We start from the raw sequence: 14,152 nt of genomic DNA, 5'->3' as shown, positions 1-14,152 counted from the left end.
CGCACACTCAGAATCAGGCTTACACCCCAGACAGCGGGAAGCAACACCCAGCGGGGAATTATCCGGCCCCACAACGTGACGGTTCCGAGTGCGACACCCGCAGCGAGGAAAAGCAGCGGGATGGCAATGAGATTCACCAGCAACAACGTCCCGTCATCGAGCGACCCGCAAGCCCGACAGTGCCGCCGAGCGCCCAGTAAACGTGTGGAAGGGTGAAGAGAAGTGCCCACGTGCCTGCCGCGTAGCCAGGCCAGACTGCTGCTGACGAGTGGCCAGTCAACGAGGGTGATATGGGCATGAACATGCTCCGACGCAGCAGACGAAAACGATATTGGTCTTGTTCCGTATCTTGTCTTCGTCATTCCGTCCGGGCCGAGATCCTCCGATCGTTTCTCACCACGGACGGCGCTGCCTGATCGTCGACGATCTCGCGGCTGCCTTCTGCTGGTTTGTGGAATTCGTCGTGACTGCTCGTAGTCATCCCACTGAACATCCAGTTGTGGAGCCGTTCGCCACGTCGCCAAGGGGGTTCTCGGGATCATCGTTCGGCCCGGCGATGTACCCATCGAGCGATATCGACATGTCGGCGAAGACTGTCACCATGCTATTCGTCGACCTCCGAGTCAGTTTCTGCCGGTCGATAGGTGAGGACGACGACGCCCGAGTCGGTCGTCTCCATCTCTACGAGTTTCAGACCGGTTGACTCGCTCTCGTCCGTGAAGAGCCGTTTGCCGGTGCCGAGGACCAGCGGGTGGACCATGAGTTGGTATTCGTCGACGAGGTCGTTGGCCATGAGCGTCTGGACTAGGTCCCCGCTGCCGAAAACTACGAGGTCACCGCCAGGCTCCTGTTTCAATTCGGCGACCGCGTCGGCCACGTCTCCCTCGAGGACCGTCGAGTTCTGCCAGTCGGCCGCGTCCAACGTCCGGGAGGCCACGTACTTGTCGACGCTGTTCATCTGCTCGGTGAAGGGTTCATCTTCGCTCGCGGTCGGCCAGTACGACGCGAAGATCTCGTACGTCTTCCGGCCGAGCACGAGCGCGTCCACGGCGGCGAACCCTTCGGCGACAGCCGAGCCCACGTCGTCGAAGTACGGCACCTGCCAGCCGCCATGCTCGAACCCGCCTTCGGTGTCCTCGTCGGAGTCGCCCGGGGCCTGCATCACGCCGTCGAGCGTCAGGAACTCGCTTACGACGAGGTTCCTCATGATTACGCCTCCTCGACGACGTCCGCGAGGTTTTCGAGGGAGTTGTTCCAGCCTTCGTTGGCGTCGCTCGGGGGAATGGCCTCCGGGATGCCCTCCTGTCGGACGGTGACCTCGGTCCCGTCGGAGACCTCCTCGAAGGCGACCGTCACGGTCATCTCACCTACCATGCTCGGCTCGTTGGTTTCGAACGATTCGGTGTAGACGATGCGTTCACCGGGAACCAGCTCCAAGTAGGTGCCGCCGAAGGTCGAGCCGTAGTCGGCGAACTCCTCCGTCTCGGCGGTAAACGTGGCTCGGAACGTCCCGCCTTCCTCGGGTTCGAGTTTGTGAACCTCGGCCGAGAAGCCGGTCGGTGGCAACCACTGGGCGAGTTCGTCGGGATCGAGGAACGCCTCGTAGATGCGTTCGGGCGACGCCTCGATGACTCGGCTCACGGTCATGCTGCGCTCATCGGGCTGGGTTGAATCTACGCCGGAATCCTGGAGTAGTTCCGCCAGCGACTCGAGCATGCCCGCCCAGCCTTCGGCGGCACCGTCGGGTACCTGCCCCGGGAATTCCTGGGTGACGACGACTTCCGTGCCACCCTCGACGTCTCGGAACTCATAGCTGACCCGAAGCTCCCCGGCTTCAGTCTCTTCAGCCGAAACGAGGCGTTCGTTCTCAACTACCTCGACGTAGGTTCCCTCGTTGTCGATACGATTCTCCCCGTCAGTCCAATTGATGGCCATCGCGCCGCCTGGCTCGAGTTCGAGGGCGTGAACCTCCGCTGTCATGCCCTTGGGCACGAACCACTGTTCCAGTTCGTCGGGGTCGGTGAACGCCCGCCATACGCGTTCGCGCGGCGCATCGAACGTCCGGTGGAGGGAGAGGGTCGTGTCCGTCGTTTCAATATCGGTCTCGTCGGTCGTGTTGTCTGTCATCGGTCGTCATTCTCCAGATGGTCGGCCAACGCGTCGAAGCGGTCCTCCCAGAGCACGCGGTAGCGGGTCAGCCACCCGAACACGTCGCTCAGCGGTGCGGCGTCGAGGTGGCAGCGGCGGACTCGACCGTCCTCTTCGACATCGAGCAGGTCCGCGTCCTCCAGCACGCGCAGGTGCTTCGAGACCGCCGCCAGCGAAACGTCGTGAGGTTCGGCCAGCTCGCTGACGCTCTCCGGCCCGTCGGCGAGCTGTTCGAGGATTTCTCGACGGGTCGGGTGGCCTAGTGCCTTGAAGATCGCGTCGAGATTCAGATCTTCTGACTGTTGTTCAACCATCCGGTTAAGCGTACAGCCCGCAATATATTAAACCAATAGGTTAAACAATTCGGACTCGTCTTCCCGGCGCTCACGCTGCGTGAAGCGCTCGAGTACATCGAATGGCCCGTGTGGCATACGCCGGTTGATATACTCCTCGCGACGCTGTTCGTGGTCTGGGTCGGACTCTTGGTCCTGCCCGTCATCGCCGATGAATAACGTCCTACCCAGTATCGAAAACGGCGGGGATCGAGTCAGGGTGCTCCCGCTAACGCTGTCGGAATCACCCGCCAGACGATCAACCCGATTGAGCGCGAGCGGTACGACCCGTCACTCGAACTCGCGTTCGCTCTCGCCGAGCACTCCGACTGTCCGATCGAGGGCCTGTTCTCGCCGGATTCCACCACACCACGGTACCCTCGCTCGCGCCTTAAGGGGCGATCTCCGTTACGTCAACATGTTCACAATAATGGCTACGTTCGTCACCTGGCTATCTACTCCTGATGGTCGACACCAACCAGCAGGTGATCGAGCGACTGTACGAGGACGTCTGGAACGGCAAGAATCCGAACACGGCCGAGGAACTGGTACACGCCGCGTACCTCATCCACGAACGGGAACTCGCCGAGGAGTTGCAAGGGCCCGAACTCTACAAAGCGCTCGCGTCGTCGACGCGTGAACTGTTCTCTGATCTGACGTTCACCATTGAAGACGTAGTCGCCGCGGATGATGAGGTCGCGCTTCGGTGGACGATGGTGGGAACGCACGATGGGCCGCTGTTCGGGGTCGAACCCACTGGAGAGCAGGTCGAACTGACTGCAATCGAGATCAATCGATTCGAGGACGGGCAACTAATCGAGACCTGGACGCAAAGCGACCAGTTGGGTCTCATGGAACAGGTCGGTGCACTCCAGCCGACCGACTGACAGCTTGATAGGGGAGGCCGGTGTCTCGTACGTATGCACCTCTGTCGACGCCAACGACGCACGAGAGACGAACCATGCCCCGGGCAACGCTGAAAACCAAGTCGAACAATGGGCTCGTCGCGCTATCCGAAGCCTATCCCGACGCGGTGTTCGAGGTTCTCGGAGCATGGCCCGATGGGGATGAGCTTCGCCTGCTCGTCAAGACGGACGCGCTCAGCGTTGACTCGCTCATCGAGACGGTTGGCGTGATTTCCACCGTTACCGGTTTCGAGATCCGTCACGGGGGTTCTGACCGGGTTCTCTTCGAGGTTACCACGACGACACCCGAACCACACGGTGCAATGGCGGACTCAGGTATCGTCCCGTCGTTTCCGTTGCACCTCGAAGACGGGTGGCTCGTCGGTGACCTCGTCGCGTCGCAAGACCAGCTCTCGGCGTTTCGCAACGAACTGGATTCGGCCGGAATCGAGTACCTGATCACGCAGGTCTCCGCGATGCCTGCGGAATCTCCCCTGCTTACCGACCGTCAGCGAGAGGTCGTCAACGTCGCCCTGGAGCACGGATACTACGATTCACCCCGTGACTGTACGCTTACGATGCTCGCTGAGCATCTCGAGGTGAACAAATCCGCCGTGAGTCGCGTGCTCCATCGGGCCGAGGGGAAGATCATCAATGCGTATGGGTCAGCGGACGACGATTCATAATCAGTTTGTCCTGCTATCGGATACCAAGAGCAGGAAGCTATTGATCTATTTCAGGAGAAGAATCCTCGCCATACGTATCACGGAACTCCTGAATGAGTTGTCCAGTATCAGCGTACCACTGGTTGAGCATTCGTTGGAGTTCATCCGCTATCTCGTCCGGGTCGGAGACTCGATACACGTGGTGATAGCCACCCTTAGGACAGCTTTCCTGTTCTTGCACAGCAACTCCAGCATCTTGGAGCCGTCTGACTGAACGGTACGCAGTCGTCCGCTCCCGGTCAATGAACTTCGCAATTTGATCCACGGTAAGCGGCTTAGAACGTTCTTCTAACAGTCTAAATACACCTCTGTCGAGCTCATTCAGTCCGAACATACAGTCAAGAAGACCATCACACTCCCGTTCGTCTTGGAGTTGCTTCTGTACGGCGTCTGGCATTGGTATCGGGAATGGGTACTGCTGCCAGATAAAGTTTGCACCTCAAGTGCATTTGCTTCCGCAGGCTCGGAATGGCTACCGAGCATTTGATTAGATCAGACCGGTCATATTTGAGGGAGAAAGCCGACGATTCCGGCCGTATAGTTGCGTTCTATTGTATTTGGCCACTCTCATCTCCGGGAGCGACAATCTTATGCTTGGTGTCCTCATTGCGTTAGGTGTGCAAACAACTGGTGACAGTGATTTGGAGTACGACGTTCTTATCATCGGCGGTGGGCCTGCGGGACTGAGTGCAGCCCTCCAGTTAGGGCGCTCGCTCCGCAGCGTCTTGGTCTGCGACAACGGCGAACCCCGTAATGGTCCAGCAGCTGAAGCCCATGGGTATCTGACGAGGGACGGCATCCCGCCGGAGGAACTCCGTCGTCTTGGTCGAGAGGAAGTCTCGAAATACGGAGGTGAGTTCCGAAATTCACAGGTAACGGATGTCAGTAGAGCCAACGATGGATTCACCAGTACTTTGGATTCTGGCGAGAGCGTCACGAGTCGAAAGGTCGTACTAGCGACTGGTGTCGGGGACGACCTTCCTGATACCGATGGCTTCGAGGAGTTGTGGGGGAGTGGCGTATATCACTGCCCCTACTGTCACGGCTACGAAGTTCGTGATGAACCCCTCGGCGTTATCGTCACGAACCAACACATGGTCGACTACGCGAAACTCATATACAATCTGAGTGATGATCTCGTCGTATTCACCGATGGGCAGGATGTCTTCGACGAGGCGACACAGTCGTTGTTCATTGAGCGAGGTGTCCGAATCGAAGACGAACCGATCAGCGCACTCAATGGCTCTGGCGACGATGGGCTCGAAAGCGTCTCCCTTGCGGACGGCCGCAACGTAGCCCGCCATGCTCTTTTTTACCCCCCACCGATGGAACAACACAGCGAACTCCCGGAACAACTCGGTCTCGAAGTGAATCAGGCCGGACTCATCGACGCAACACGGTCCCAGCATGGAATCGGGTTCACGTCGGTCGAGGGTGTTTTCATTGCAGGTGACGCCTCTAGCGGATCTCCTCCTTCCATACCGTCTGCTGTCGCCGATGGATACGCAGTCGGCGCGACCGTGAATATGGAACTGTCCAAGGAAGACTTCGAAGGAGGTGGCAATAATGGACAAGCGCCTTGAGGACCTCGGCGATCGCTTCTCACAGATAGCTCATCACTACGACGACAAACACGGCAGTGAAGAGAAGCCAATCTACAACACGTGCGCTTCACTTGTCATTGACCACGCAGACCCTTGCCCCGACGACGTAGTCCTCGACCTCGGAACGGGGACGGGTCTGATTGCGCTTGCGTTGGCCGGGGATGCCGGCCACGTCGTTGGTCGAGACATCAGTGACAGAATGATAGAGCAGACGCGGTCGAAGGCCACCGACAGCGGTATCAAGAACGTCGAGTTTGACTATGGCGAGTTCCGCGACCCGAAATATGACGGCGAAGTGGACATTATCGTCTCGAACTTCGCCCTGCACCATCTCCCTGATGAGGAAAAACGCGAGGCTATCGAGGTCATCGCCGATCTCGGCCCGCGTCGGTTCGTCCTCGGTGACGCGATGTTCTTCGGCTCGCCCGACCCTGAAGAACCGTTATTCGACCACGGGGTTGATGCGGCAACAGTCGGGTTGCTCGTGGACATACTCACCGACACTGGATTCGTGGTCACGGCAGTCGAGCGCGTGCATGACCAAGTGGGTGTTCTTGTCGCCGAACGAGTCAGTGACGACGCGGAAATGGATGATCTCTCCGCAGAGTCTACTATCGAGAAATAGGATCGCATATACGGTTCGATATTAAACTCAGTCTGACCGCCGAATCCGTTCAGCAGCGAGTTCGTCAGCGATCTCATCGCTATGCTCGATTGCGACCTTCAACAGCGCATTGTGGACCTCCCGCTTTTCCTCGTCGCGGATCCCCATTTGACGGAGTTCAGGAATAACCGTAATTCCAAGTTGATCTTCGACCTCATCCCAGGTCTCGTCATGGGGATACATCGGTTTCTGACGCGATTCACTGAAGTCAAATGCCGGACCAACATCCGCTGGATCACGGTTCTCGATTGTCTGTTCAGGACTTTCTCGTGTTGGTTCAGGGTTAGATTCGGTTACAGTAGTATCCACAGATGTCAGTGAGTCCCGGGATCTCCCTTTCTCGTCAGTCGACGTCACATCGGTCTCCGACTCGTTAGCATTGTCCCCATCATCTGAATCATCACTTTCGAGGTCATCAAATGGGTTGCTCATCGATCGATTCCTCCGTTCGAAACGATACCTGCAAGCTCCTCGTAGTAAGGAATCTGATCACTCTCTGGATCGTAATCCTGCAGTGGTTGGTTGTGCTGGAGTGAGCGAGAGAGCGCAGATCGGTGGCGGATACCTGGCTTCGGTGTCGCAATCTCACCGTTATCGATCTGTTCGAACTCGTCGGCCGTAATCCGGGCAAAGTCAGGAACCGCCTCTTGCAGTGGCTGTCCAGGATTGACCTCGTAGCTAGCTGTGTTCAAATTCTCGAGGAGTTCGCGGTCCTCGGTCTGTTGATCAATTCGATCCGAGAGTTTGTTCGGCACAACTGCGAGTACGTCCACATCGATGTACTCCCGTGCTGGTTCGATGAGTCGTTCCATCGTCCGCTTGTAACCGCCAATCGCACTCGAGCCCGGTTCAATTGGGACTATGACATTCCCCGTCGCAACGAGGGCGTTGTTGTTCAACATCCCTGGATAGGCCGGACAGTCGAATACAATGTACTCGTATTCGTTGCCAAGTAGTGGCTCAATGATTTTCGATTTGACCCGGGCTGAACCTTGCATCGCCCCGGCAAGGTCTTTCTCTACATCCTCGAGCGTGTTCGATGATGGGAGCAGGTCGAATCCGTACTCGGTGTGTTGAATCAAGTCATGCGGTGTGGCCGTCCCCTCAAGAATTACGTCACCGAGGTTCACATCGCTCTGATAGGCATCTTTAAATCCGAGACCGTTTGTTGCGTGGCCGTTCGGATCAAGATCCGCGAATAACGTGGGGCCGCGCTCAGCGAGCTGTCGAGCGAGGTTCATCGAAGTCGTTGACTTACCGACGCCACCTTTGAGAATGACAACACTGACTGCTTGTGGATTGTTCGTAGCGGCCATATTGTATAACTCCGTCCGCTACAAGCTTCGATAGGTACCTATTGTACCATGAACGCCTGTTTCAACGGACAGTTCATACATTTTCATTGTTCTACTTAGTTCTACCTCATGTAGCTGCAATAGGTAGCTTAACCACAATAGGTAGAATAGGGACGATAGCTGCCCTACCTATTGTAGCTATTGTAGCTAGCCATGGTGAGCTAGGTTAGATATCTAAGGCACCCAGTCATGGTGAGACAGGCCAGGTATCTAAGGCACCCAGTCATGGTGAGACAGGCCAGATATCTAAGATACCCAGTCAAGGCGTAGTAGGTACTTAAGGAACAATAGATATCAGAGGTGACAGAGCTGGCCCAGTTGACTCCCATATTGTACTCGTTGACATGGCAGCTCGAGTCATTCTCGAAAGCCAGGGATATTTTGATCTGGCTCCACCGAGAGATTCCGAGGATGTGAAGTTCAAACGGGTCACGCTCAAGAAGGAACCGGCGGGTGAGAGGTTCGCTACCTTCAGCGTGGAATCGACCAAGAATCGCCAACGAAGCCCGAGAATCGGAAGAACATTGTCGGAATTTTCATATATCCCCACGACACTGACGGTAACTCAATCGAATCAGTCGACCTCTCGGACGAACGCGAACAGCGGAAACTCTCGTGGAAACAGCACGGCTCGAACAACCACGAGAACCTATGTATTACTATAAGCATCAGAGAACGCACCACGCTCTCGACGGAAGGACGCCGACCAAGGAGGTGCAGAACTAGACAGTGCCATTTCCTCGCGTGAAGTCCAGAGAACTCGAATAGGTAGCTATCCTACCTATTGTACCTATTGAGTCCGTCTAGTTCTGGACTATCCCAACTGAGATGTGGCTCTGTTGAGCCTCTTGGAGTGGCAGTTTTGGAACGTCAGCAGTAAGTACACATATATAATAATTGGTGTACAAAGTGGTTTACAGCCAACAGATAGCAAACAGCTGGATCACATTACGATCGACGAAACGGTTTCGTTAAGCCCCTTGAAGGAATTATTCAGATATGAAATTCGATGCCCGAGAACGGGTCTACGGTCAAGAAGAATACTATTGGGGTACCAAACCAAACAATATGGCCGAGAAAACAGTAGATGTTGCATCGAAATTAAAAACTGACATAACGGCGATTGACATTGGTGCCGGTGAAGGTCGGGACGCTGTGTTTTTCGCCGAACAAGGATGGAATGTCTATGCAATGGATATTTCTCCGAACGGCTTGACGAAGGCTGAACGCCTTGCTATTCAGCGTGATGTGACGCTTCAGACTATCGAAGCTGACGCAAATGACGCCAACTTCCCGGAAGCGGTTGACGTAGTTTACTCTGCTGGCACGATTCAATATATTCAACCTGAGAACCGGAAGCGTCAATTCAATTATTTCAAGGAGAAGACGACTTCCGATGGGGTTCACGCTATGTTTGCTTTTGTCGACCATCCTGATGTTCCCACCGCACCAGACTGGACAGAAAGCGAGTATTTCTACGCACAAGGTGAATTAAGGGAATACTATCAGGACTGGAGTGTCCTCGAACTAGAAGAGGTAATCTTTGATGATGGGTCATCCGGTGAACCCCATCAACACGCCGCTGAAGTATTATTCGCCCGAAAATCAAATTAAACGGCCCTATTCTGTTTTTGTCAATAGATATATCTTTTAGGTATGTTCTCTGTATTGATTGTTAGATGGCTCGGTCAAGATTGTGGACGATACATGCAAGGGCGAGTTCACGAAACTGCTTCCACCAGCGTCATGAACGGACGAACGCACCGTATTTTCGCTTGAGTCGAGAGTTCACCGTTTCGCTCTGGCTCCGTTGACCGTAGAGTTTGGAATCCAGCCGAGCATTCCACGCTTTCCGAAGTGAGGAGAACTCACGGTGTTTGATGAGTGGCCGAATCCCGTACTCATGGGCCATTGCTCGAATCTGCTGATCATCATATCCCTTGCCACCCACTTACATATCCGTACTACCGTCAGAACGTGGCTTGCGTAGTCGAGTGACGCAATTCACGCCCGCCCTGAAGGGCGGGGATTTTCTCGCTGCTCAAAGATAGATCTCCTCACGTGCGCCGTCTATAGTCCCATGCAGCCACACCGAACAGGAGCCCTCCCAGCACCCACCATGGTCCCCACAGGAAGGTGTATCCAGTAATTACTACAGAATCGACAGTCTCAGGGACGTCGAGAAGTCCGCTCCACCAGAGCAACCCGCGAATCAGGAAATCGCTTCCGTGTACCACGAGAAGGATGGCACCACCAAAGCCGGGAATCAGTAGGAGCCAGCGGGGGAGCTTCTCTCCCCATGGCTGAACAAGTGCGAGCGCGAGCACACCGCCGACGAGCTTCAACACTCCTGTGATCCATATGACTGCAACAGCTCCTGAGCCGCCAGTTCTTATGAGATCTCGTGCTGCGGGTGAAGCCGAATCAAGACCTGCAGTTCCCCCGAGCGCCCAGTAGAAGCTCATCAACGCGAACACTATTGTCCACCCACAAGCTGCGTATCCTGCCCACGCTGGTGACCACGATCGCAGGGGAGACGATGATTCAGCTTCAGTACTCCTTTTTTCACTCATTGTTTTTGTCTTTCTTTGTTGACCCAATGTCTCTGGTTGCTGGTATCTGGCTGTCCAGTGACAGGAGCCAACAATTCCGGAGCAACTCTAAATAGCTCTTGTCTACCCTGTTGAATAGCTTTTCTACATCCTCTCAAAGAGGGAAAACTGTAGCGTAGGCCGGTTCGTTTAGCAGCCGAGGATAGCTCTCGTTCGTAACTGTAGCACACCTACCCCGACGCCGCATCCCTATTAGTGCCGGTCAGCGGTGGTTTTCAATGTGACGACCGATTCGGTCGAGGCCATCCTCAAGTTCCTCGGTGTGAAGACCGAACCCGATTCGGAACCGGTCGGGATACCCGAAGACGTCACCGGGTGCGAGGACGACACTCTCGGCCTCGAACAGCGACCGGCAGAACTCCTTCCCGCTCTCGAACCCGTCCGGGATCGTCGGGAAGCCGTTTACGCCCGTCGGCTCGAACCAGTCGAGATTGTAACGTTCGACGAACTCGGCGACGCGTTCCCGGTTCGCTTTCGCGTGGGTGCGGTTCGCCTCAAGAATCTCGGCCTCTCGCTCACCGAGCGCCTGCTGAGCGACGTGGTGGCCAACGATCGGGGGTGAGATTGTCGTGTAATCTTTCCACTTCCGCACTGCGTCCGCGATCTCCGTGTCTGCAACGACCCACCCGAGACGCGCCCCTTCAAGACCGTATGACTTCGAGACACCGGCGGTTGAGATCGCGCGCGGGCCGAGCGCGGCGGCGGGCGCGTGAGGCTCGTCGGCCAACATTCGATACACTTCGTCAACGAGAAGGTACGCATTGTTCTCCTCGACGAGATCGTACAGTGCCTGCATCGTCTCCGGCCCGAGGTACTTCCCCGTCGGGTTACTCGGATTCGTGAGGACAACCAGTTGCGTCTCAGGACGCATCTCCTCGGCGACGGCAGTAACCGAGAGGTTCCACTCCGGCGGCTCGGTTCGAACTTCGCTCACGTCACCAACGGCGTTGGGAACACTCGAGAGCGACTGATAGGTCGGTGAGATGACTACGCTATGGTCTCCCTCGCTAAGGAGGGTCATGAATGTGAGGAAGTCGGCTTCCTGTGTTCCGCAGGTGAGAACGACTTCCTCAGTGTCACGGTCGTAACGCTCGGCGATAGCGGCTCTAAATTCCGGGGTACCGTCAGTGGGAATGACATATCCGAGTTCACCCACATCGAGATCGAAACGGTCTGCTGGAAGACTTCGAACAGCGCTTTCAGCGAGCATCAAATCAGCGTCTGGCTCGTATTCATCGAGCCACCGTTCAAGTTCGAAGGGAGGAAGTTCCATACAGAATGCAACTGTGGCCCGGGGCTTGAATATTTCATTCTGCTGCACTCCCCGATAGTTTTCGATGGCTTCGACTGTTTCGAAGGCTGAATACACCCTCTATATTCAGCAGGCCGTTTGTATCGGCCGCTGAGGATCGCAAGGGGCGACTGGTTCAAAATAGCCCGCCACCGGTACCACCTGAAGAGATTATCCCGCCTGACCACCGAGGACCTATATGCAGTGGTGCGACCAGCCAACAAGATCATTCGGGAGCGAGGGTGTGAGGGCCCGGAACCGAAGTCCGAAGAAGGGAGTGACGTGACCGACGACACCCTCCCGGCCGAACACCTCTCGCCGCTCGCCACGCTCGTCGACGAGGTACTCGCGGGCGTCGGCTACGAGGTGGCGGCCGCCACCGACGCCATCGACGACGCTGTCTCCGGCTACGGCGGTCTATTCGACCCCGCGACCACTCCGGCCGAGTTGCGTCGCGCGCTCGAAAGCCTGCTGGAGTCAGGACTCACTCGGCCACCCATCCCCGAGCCGACAAGCGACACATTCGTCCTCTACGTCGACGGCAGTTCACAGGGCAACCCCGGCCCCGCAGGTGCGGGTGCTGTCATCATGGACGCTGCGGAGGACCAACTCGCCCGTCTCGGCCGACCCGTCGGCTCCCGGACGGGGAACAACACCGCCGAGTACGTCGCCCTCCAGCTTGGGCTCTCCGAACTGTTGACTCGCTACGAGCCACGCAGGCTGGAAGTGCGCATCGATTCGATGACGGTCATCCGAGACGTCTGGGGTGGCGATGACCCGACGGAATCGGGCGTCGAGACATACAGCGAGGCCATCACGGCGGCACTGTCGAGCATCCCGGACCACCAGTACACGCATCTGGCCGACAGCGACCCGAACCCCGCCGACGCACTGGCGACAGTAGGGGCCGATATCGCGGCCTTTGGACCTGGATAGTAGAGGTACACCGCTTACAATTCAAAATCCCGGCTCCGTTGGCATCCTCAGAAGCTACTAGAAACCACGTACTGACTCCACCCTCTATATTCATCGCGCTATTCTCATCAAGTTATAGATGTTTCAACAGATCCAGGCAGCTCTGCTTCGAGTCAGGGGCCGTTTTTCGGGGTATAAGAGGGCTGAACCTGTGGTCTCGTGATTCGATGACCGAGCAACCAGCCGACGATCCATTCCACGGTTGCGAGTTGGGTCCCGACGCGGTCCTCGGGACGCACACGTTCGAAGATGTCCTGTTCATTGACGACACGGAGATCCTAGTGAACGTGCTGACAGGCGAGACGCCAGCACACTCACGAGCGACCGTCGAGGAAGACCCTCGCCCCTTCACGGGCGAAGGCACGTGCCACTGCACCGCCGATCTGACCGCCCCCTCTGTAAATCACAGCAACCTTGTTCTGTGACATCGTGCTCGTCTCTCGTTAAGAACCGTTTCCCTGAGGATAACCCCAAGCTCGAAGATGACGAAGCGAGGCGGCCCTTGCTGTGCGGGACGCCTGTGATTCGCGTTCGGTTCTGTTCGAGCGCACTCTGCACTACGGAATCTGGATCGGATCGGATACGATTTCGCGGTCATCGATCGTCCAGATGGGCCGTCATCCCATTAAGATCCGCTCGAGCATGGTTCGCCTCATCGAATCGACCCTTTGGCCTCAATCACAGCCCACCTGTCACGGGAACGACGGCGCCGTTGACATTCCCATTGGCTTCTGAACCCAGAAACACCACGAGGTTGGCAACGTCTTCGGGCGTTGTGATATGCCCTGACGGTGTCCGCTCGGCAACCTCTTCGAGGACTTCCTCGGGTCGCTGCCTGTTCGTTTCGGTCAGCACCATACCTGGCATCACCACGTTCGAGAGGATCCCCATCTCACCGAGTTCTATGGCTAATACCTTGGTCAGACTATGGACCCCAGCCTTCGCTGTGGCGTAGGCTGCCATGCCCGACGAGCCCTCGACTGCTGATGAGGAGATATTGACGATACGCCCCGAGTCGCTTTCGCGCATGGCCGGAAGCGCAGCCTGAATGGTGCGAAAGATGCCGTCTTCGATTCCGTGGACTATTCGTTGCCATTCCAGTAGCGAAAGCGCCTCGAACGGGATCGGACCGACGTCTGCGGGAATCGCATTATTCACGAGCACGTCGATGGTCTCCCACCGATCGGTCACCGCTTGCACCGCCGCGTCGATCGAGTCGGAATCGGTCATATCGTAGTGTACAACGAGCGCCTCGCCACCCGCCTCGCGAACAAGATCGCCAGTCTCCTCCGCCCCCTTTCGATTCGAGTGATAGGTGATCGCCACGCGGGCCTCTTCTCGCCCGAATGCGACGGCTGTCGCGCGGCCGATCCCCGATGAACTCCCCGTCACCAGAACGACACGTTCCGTTAGCTTCGATGTTGCTGTCATCAATATCTCTTTAGCTCCTATTCCCCACCAGTGTTCATTCGAACATCTTCTCTGGAGCTCGAGATCGGCCGTCTCCCCATTGAAGATCGACTACAGAAAGACCGAGCGAG

General features: G+C 56.7%; 15 protein-coding genes and 4 pseudogenes. 8 read left to right on the top strand and 11 right to left on the bottom strand.

Features of this window, described 5'->3' with window-relative positions:
* Nucleotides 1-604 precede the first annotated feature (604 nt).
* Genes K6I40_RS05290 through K6I40_RS05280 form a run of 3 tightly spaced genes read right to left on the bottom strand, consistent with a single transcriptional unit; the run spans nt 605 to nt 2,462 of the window.
* On the bottom strand, nt 605-1,207 hold the full coding sequence (locus K6I40_RS05290) for a dihydrofolate reductase family protein (RefSeq protein WP_222914685.1): 603 nt from the start codon (nt 1,205-1,207) through the stop codon (nt 605-607).
* A 2-nt stretch (nt 1,208-1,209) separates the two neighbouring features.
* Complete coding sequence (locus K6I40_RS28875) at nt 1,210-2,127, bottom strand: SRPBCC family protein (RefSeq protein ID WP_222914681.1); 918 nt, start codon at nt 2,125-2,127, stop codon at nt 1,210-1,212.
* Nucleotides 2,124-2,462 carry a metalloregulator ArsR/SmtB family transcription factor gene (locus tag K6I40_RS05280; RefSeq protein WP_222914678.1) on the bottom strand — a complete coding sequence of 113 codons (339 nt, stop codon included), beginning with the start codon at nt 2,460-2,462 and terminating at the stop codon, nt 2,124-2,126. The genes K6I40_RS28875 and K6I40_RS05280 overlap by 4 nt, the downstream gene beginning before the upstream one ends.
* 210 nt (nt 2,463-2,672) lie before the next feature.
* On the opposite strand from K6I40_RS05280, the pseudogene K6I40_RS27965 reads away from it, so the two are divergent.
* From K6I40_RS27965 to K6I40_RS05265, 3 genes and pseudogenes are all read left to right on the top strand, one after another.
* Nucleotides 2,673-2,840: pseudogene (locus K6I40_RS27965) on the top strand (helix-turn-helix transcriptional regulator); the annotation flags it as partial.
* A 104-nt stretch (nt 2,841-2,944) separates the two neighbouring features.
* A complete protein-coding gene (locus K6I40_RS05270; protein WP_222914675.1) occupies nt 2,945-3,367 on the top strand; it encodes an ester cyclase in 423 nt (140 codons plus the stop codon).
* A gap of 74 nt (nt 3,368-3,441) precedes the next feature.
* Entirely contained in the window at nt 3,442-4,071 is a 630-nt protein-coding gene (locus tag K6I40_RS05265; RefSeq protein WP_222914673.1) for a helix-turn-helix domain-containing protein, read from the top strand.
* Nucleotides 4,072-4,108: 37 nt separating this feature from the next.
* On the opposite strand, the gene K6I40_RS05260 is transcribed toward K6I40_RS05265, so the two are convergent.
* Nucleotides 4,109-4,507 (bottom strand): helix-turn-helix domain-containing protein, encoded by a 399-nt coding sequence (locus tag K6I40_RS05260; protein WP_222914670.1) that lies wholly within the window; start codon nt 4,505-4,507, stop codon nt 4,109-4,111.
* A 244-nt stretch (nt 4,508-4,751) separates the two neighbouring features.
* Here K6I40_RS05260 and K6I40_RS05255 point away from each other — a divergent pair, with 244 nt between their 5' ends.
* Nucleotides 4,752-5,693, top strand: coding sequence for an NAD(P)/FAD-dependent oxidoreductase (locus K6I40_RS05255; protein WP_255681649.1), 942 nt, complete (start codon nt 4,752-4,754; stop codon nt 5,691-5,693).
* The gene (locus K6I40_RS05250) at nt 5,677-6,339 is read left to right on the top strand and encodes a class I SAM-dependent methyltransferase (RefSeq protein ID WP_222914668.1); all 663 of its coding nucleotides are present in this window, start codon (nt 5,677-5,679) and stop codon (nt 6,337-6,339) included. Before K6I40_RS05255 ends, K6I40_RS05250 begins: the two co-directional genes overlap by 17 nt.
* 27 nt (nt 6,340-6,366) lie before the next feature.
* On the opposite strand, the gene K6I40_RS27960 is transcribed toward K6I40_RS05250, so the two are convergent.
* On the bottom strand, nt 6,367-6,561 hold the full coding sequence (locus tag K6I40_RS27960; protein ID WP_255681648.1) for a hypothetical protein: 195 nt from the start codon (nt 6,559-6,561) through the stop codon (nt 6,367-6,369).
* A 245-nt stretch (nt 6,562-6,806) separates the two neighbouring features.
* On the bottom strand, nt 6,807-7,694 hold the full coding sequence (locus K6I40_RS05240; RefSeq protein WP_222914661.1) for a ParA family protein: 888 nt from the start codon (nt 7,692-7,694) through the stop codon (nt 6,807-6,809).
* 396 nt (nt 7,695-8,090) lie between these two features.
* Here K6I40_RS05240 and K6I40_RS27955 point away from each other — a divergent pair.
* Together K6I40_RS27955 and K6I40_RS05235 are read left to right on the top strand one after the other, a co-directional pair.
* A pseudogene (locus K6I40_RS27955) lies at nt 8,091-8,379 on the top strand (RNA-guided endonuclease TnpB family protein); the annotation flags it as partial.
* 353 nt (nt 8,380-8,732) lie between these two features.
* Entirely contained in the window at nt 8,733-9,347 is a 615-nt protein-coding gene (locus K6I40_RS05235) for a methyltransferase domain-containing protein (RefSeq protein ID WP_222914658.1), read from the top strand.
* Between the two features lie 61 nt (nt 9,348-9,408).
* On the opposite strand, the pseudogene K6I40_RS05230 reads toward K6I40_RS05235, so the two are convergent.
* The 3 genes and pseudogenes from K6I40_RS05230 to K6I40_RS05220 form a co-directional block, all read right to left on the bottom strand.
* Nucleotides 9,409-9,693, bottom strand: a pseudogene (locus K6I40_RS05230) (IS5/IS1182 family transposase); the annotation flags it as partial.
* Between the two features lie 97 nt (nt 9,694-9,790).
* Nucleotides 9,791-10,198 carry a DUF3995 domain-containing protein gene (locus tag K6I40_RS05225; RefSeq protein WP_222914655.1) on the bottom strand — a complete coding sequence of 136 codons (408 nt, stop codon included), beginning with the start codon at nt 10,196-10,198 and terminating at the stop codon, nt 9,791-9,793.
* A gap of 349 nt (nt 10,199-10,547) precedes the next feature.
* On the bottom strand, nt 10,548-11,618 hold the full coding sequence (locus K6I40_RS05220) for an aminotransferase class I/II-fold pyridoxal phosphate-dependent enzyme (protein ID WP_222914654.1): 1,071 nt from the start codon (nt 11,616-11,618) through the stop codon (nt 10,548-10,550).
* Between the two features lie 300 nt (nt 11,619-11,918).
* Here K6I40_RS05220 and K6I40_RS05215 point away from each other — a divergent pair, with 300 nt between their 5' ends.
* Nucleotides 11,919-12,572, top strand: a complete 654-nt coding sequence (locus tag K6I40_RS05215) for a ribonuclease HI family protein (RefSeq protein ID WP_222914903.1) — start codon at nt 11,919-11,921, stop codon at nt 12,570-12,572.
* A gap of 356 nt (nt 12,573-12,928) precedes the next feature.
* Here K6I40_RS05215 and K6I40_RS27950 read toward each other — a convergent pair.
* Nucleotides 12,929-13,039 (bottom strand): annotated as a pseudogene (locus tag K6I40_RS27950) (3-oxoacyl-ACP reductase); the annotation flags it as partial.
* Between the two features lie 250 nt (nt 13,040-13,289).
* Entirely contained in the window at nt 13,290-14,042 is a 753-nt protein-coding gene (locus K6I40_RS05205) for an SDR family NAD(P)-dependent oxidoreductase (protein ID WP_222914653.1), read from the bottom strand.
* Nucleotides 14,043-14,152: the final 110 nt, after the last annotated feature.

It is taken from the genome of Natrinema sp. SYSU A 869, from assembly GCF_019879105.1.
Taxonomy (GTDB): domain Archaea; phylum Halobacteriota; class Halobacteria; order Halobacteriales; family Natrialbaceae; genus Natrinema.
The sequence above is the reverse complement of the archived record's forward strand: the minus strand, read 5'-3'. Positions and strand labels throughout refer to the sequence as shown.

What these genes read in the sequence shown, in the direction of transcription:
- K6I40_RS05290 (WP_222914685.1), bottom strand. Translation starts at nt 1,207, where the DNA reads ATGAGGAACCTCGTCGTAAGCGAGTTCCTGACGCTCGACGGCGTGATG.
- K6I40_RS28875 (WP_222914681.1), bottom strand. Translation starts at nt 2,127, where the DNA reads ATGACAGACAACACGACCGACGAGACCGATATTGAAACGACGGACACG.
- K6I40_RS05280 (WP_222914678.1), bottom strand. Translation starts at nt 2,462, where the DNA reads ATGGTTGAACAACAGTCAGAAGATCTGAATCTCGACGCGATCTTCAAG.
- K6I40_RS05270 (WP_222914675.1), top strand. Translation starts at nt 2,945, where the DNA reads ATGGTCGACACCAACCAGCAGGTGATCGAGCGACTGTACGAGGACGTC.
- K6I40_RS05265 (WP_222914673.1), top strand. Translation starts at nt 3,442, where the DNA reads ATGCCCCGGGCAACGCTGAAAACCAAGTCGAACAATGGGCTCGTCGCG.
- K6I40_RS05260 (WP_222914670.1), bottom strand. Translation starts at nt 4,507, where the DNA reads ATGCCAGACGCCGTACAGAAGCAACTCCAAGACGAACGGGAGTGTGAT.
- K6I40_RS05250 (WP_222914668.1), top strand. Translation starts at nt 5,677, where the DNA reads ATGGACAAGCGCCTTGAGGACCTCGGCGATCGCTTCTCACAGATAGCT.
- K6I40_RS27960 (WP_255681648.1), bottom strand. Translation starts at nt 6,561, where the DNA reads ATGTATCCCCATGACGAGACCTGGGATGAGGTCGAAGATCAACTTGGA.
- K6I40_RS05240 (WP_222914661.1), bottom strand. Translation starts at nt 7,694, where the DNA reads ATGGCCGCTACGAACAATCCACAAGCAGTCAGTGTTGTCATTCTCAAA.
- K6I40_RS05235 (WP_222914658.1), top strand. Translation starts at nt 8,733, where the DNA reads ATGAAATTCGATGCCCGAGAACGGGTCTACGGTCAAGAAGAATACTAT.
- K6I40_RS05225 (WP_222914655.1), bottom strand. Translation starts at nt 10,198, where the DNA reads ATGAGCTTCTACTGGGCGCTCGGGGGAACTGCAGGTCTTGATTCGGCT.
- K6I40_RS05220 (WP_222914654.1), bottom strand. Translation starts at nt 11,618, where the DNA reads ATGGAACTTCCTCCCTTCGAACTTGAACGGTGGCTCGATGAATACGAG.
- K6I40_RS05205 (WP_222914653.1), bottom strand. Translation starts at nt 14,042, where the DNA reads ATGACAGCAACATCGAAGCTAACGGAACGTGTCGTTCTGGTGACGGGG.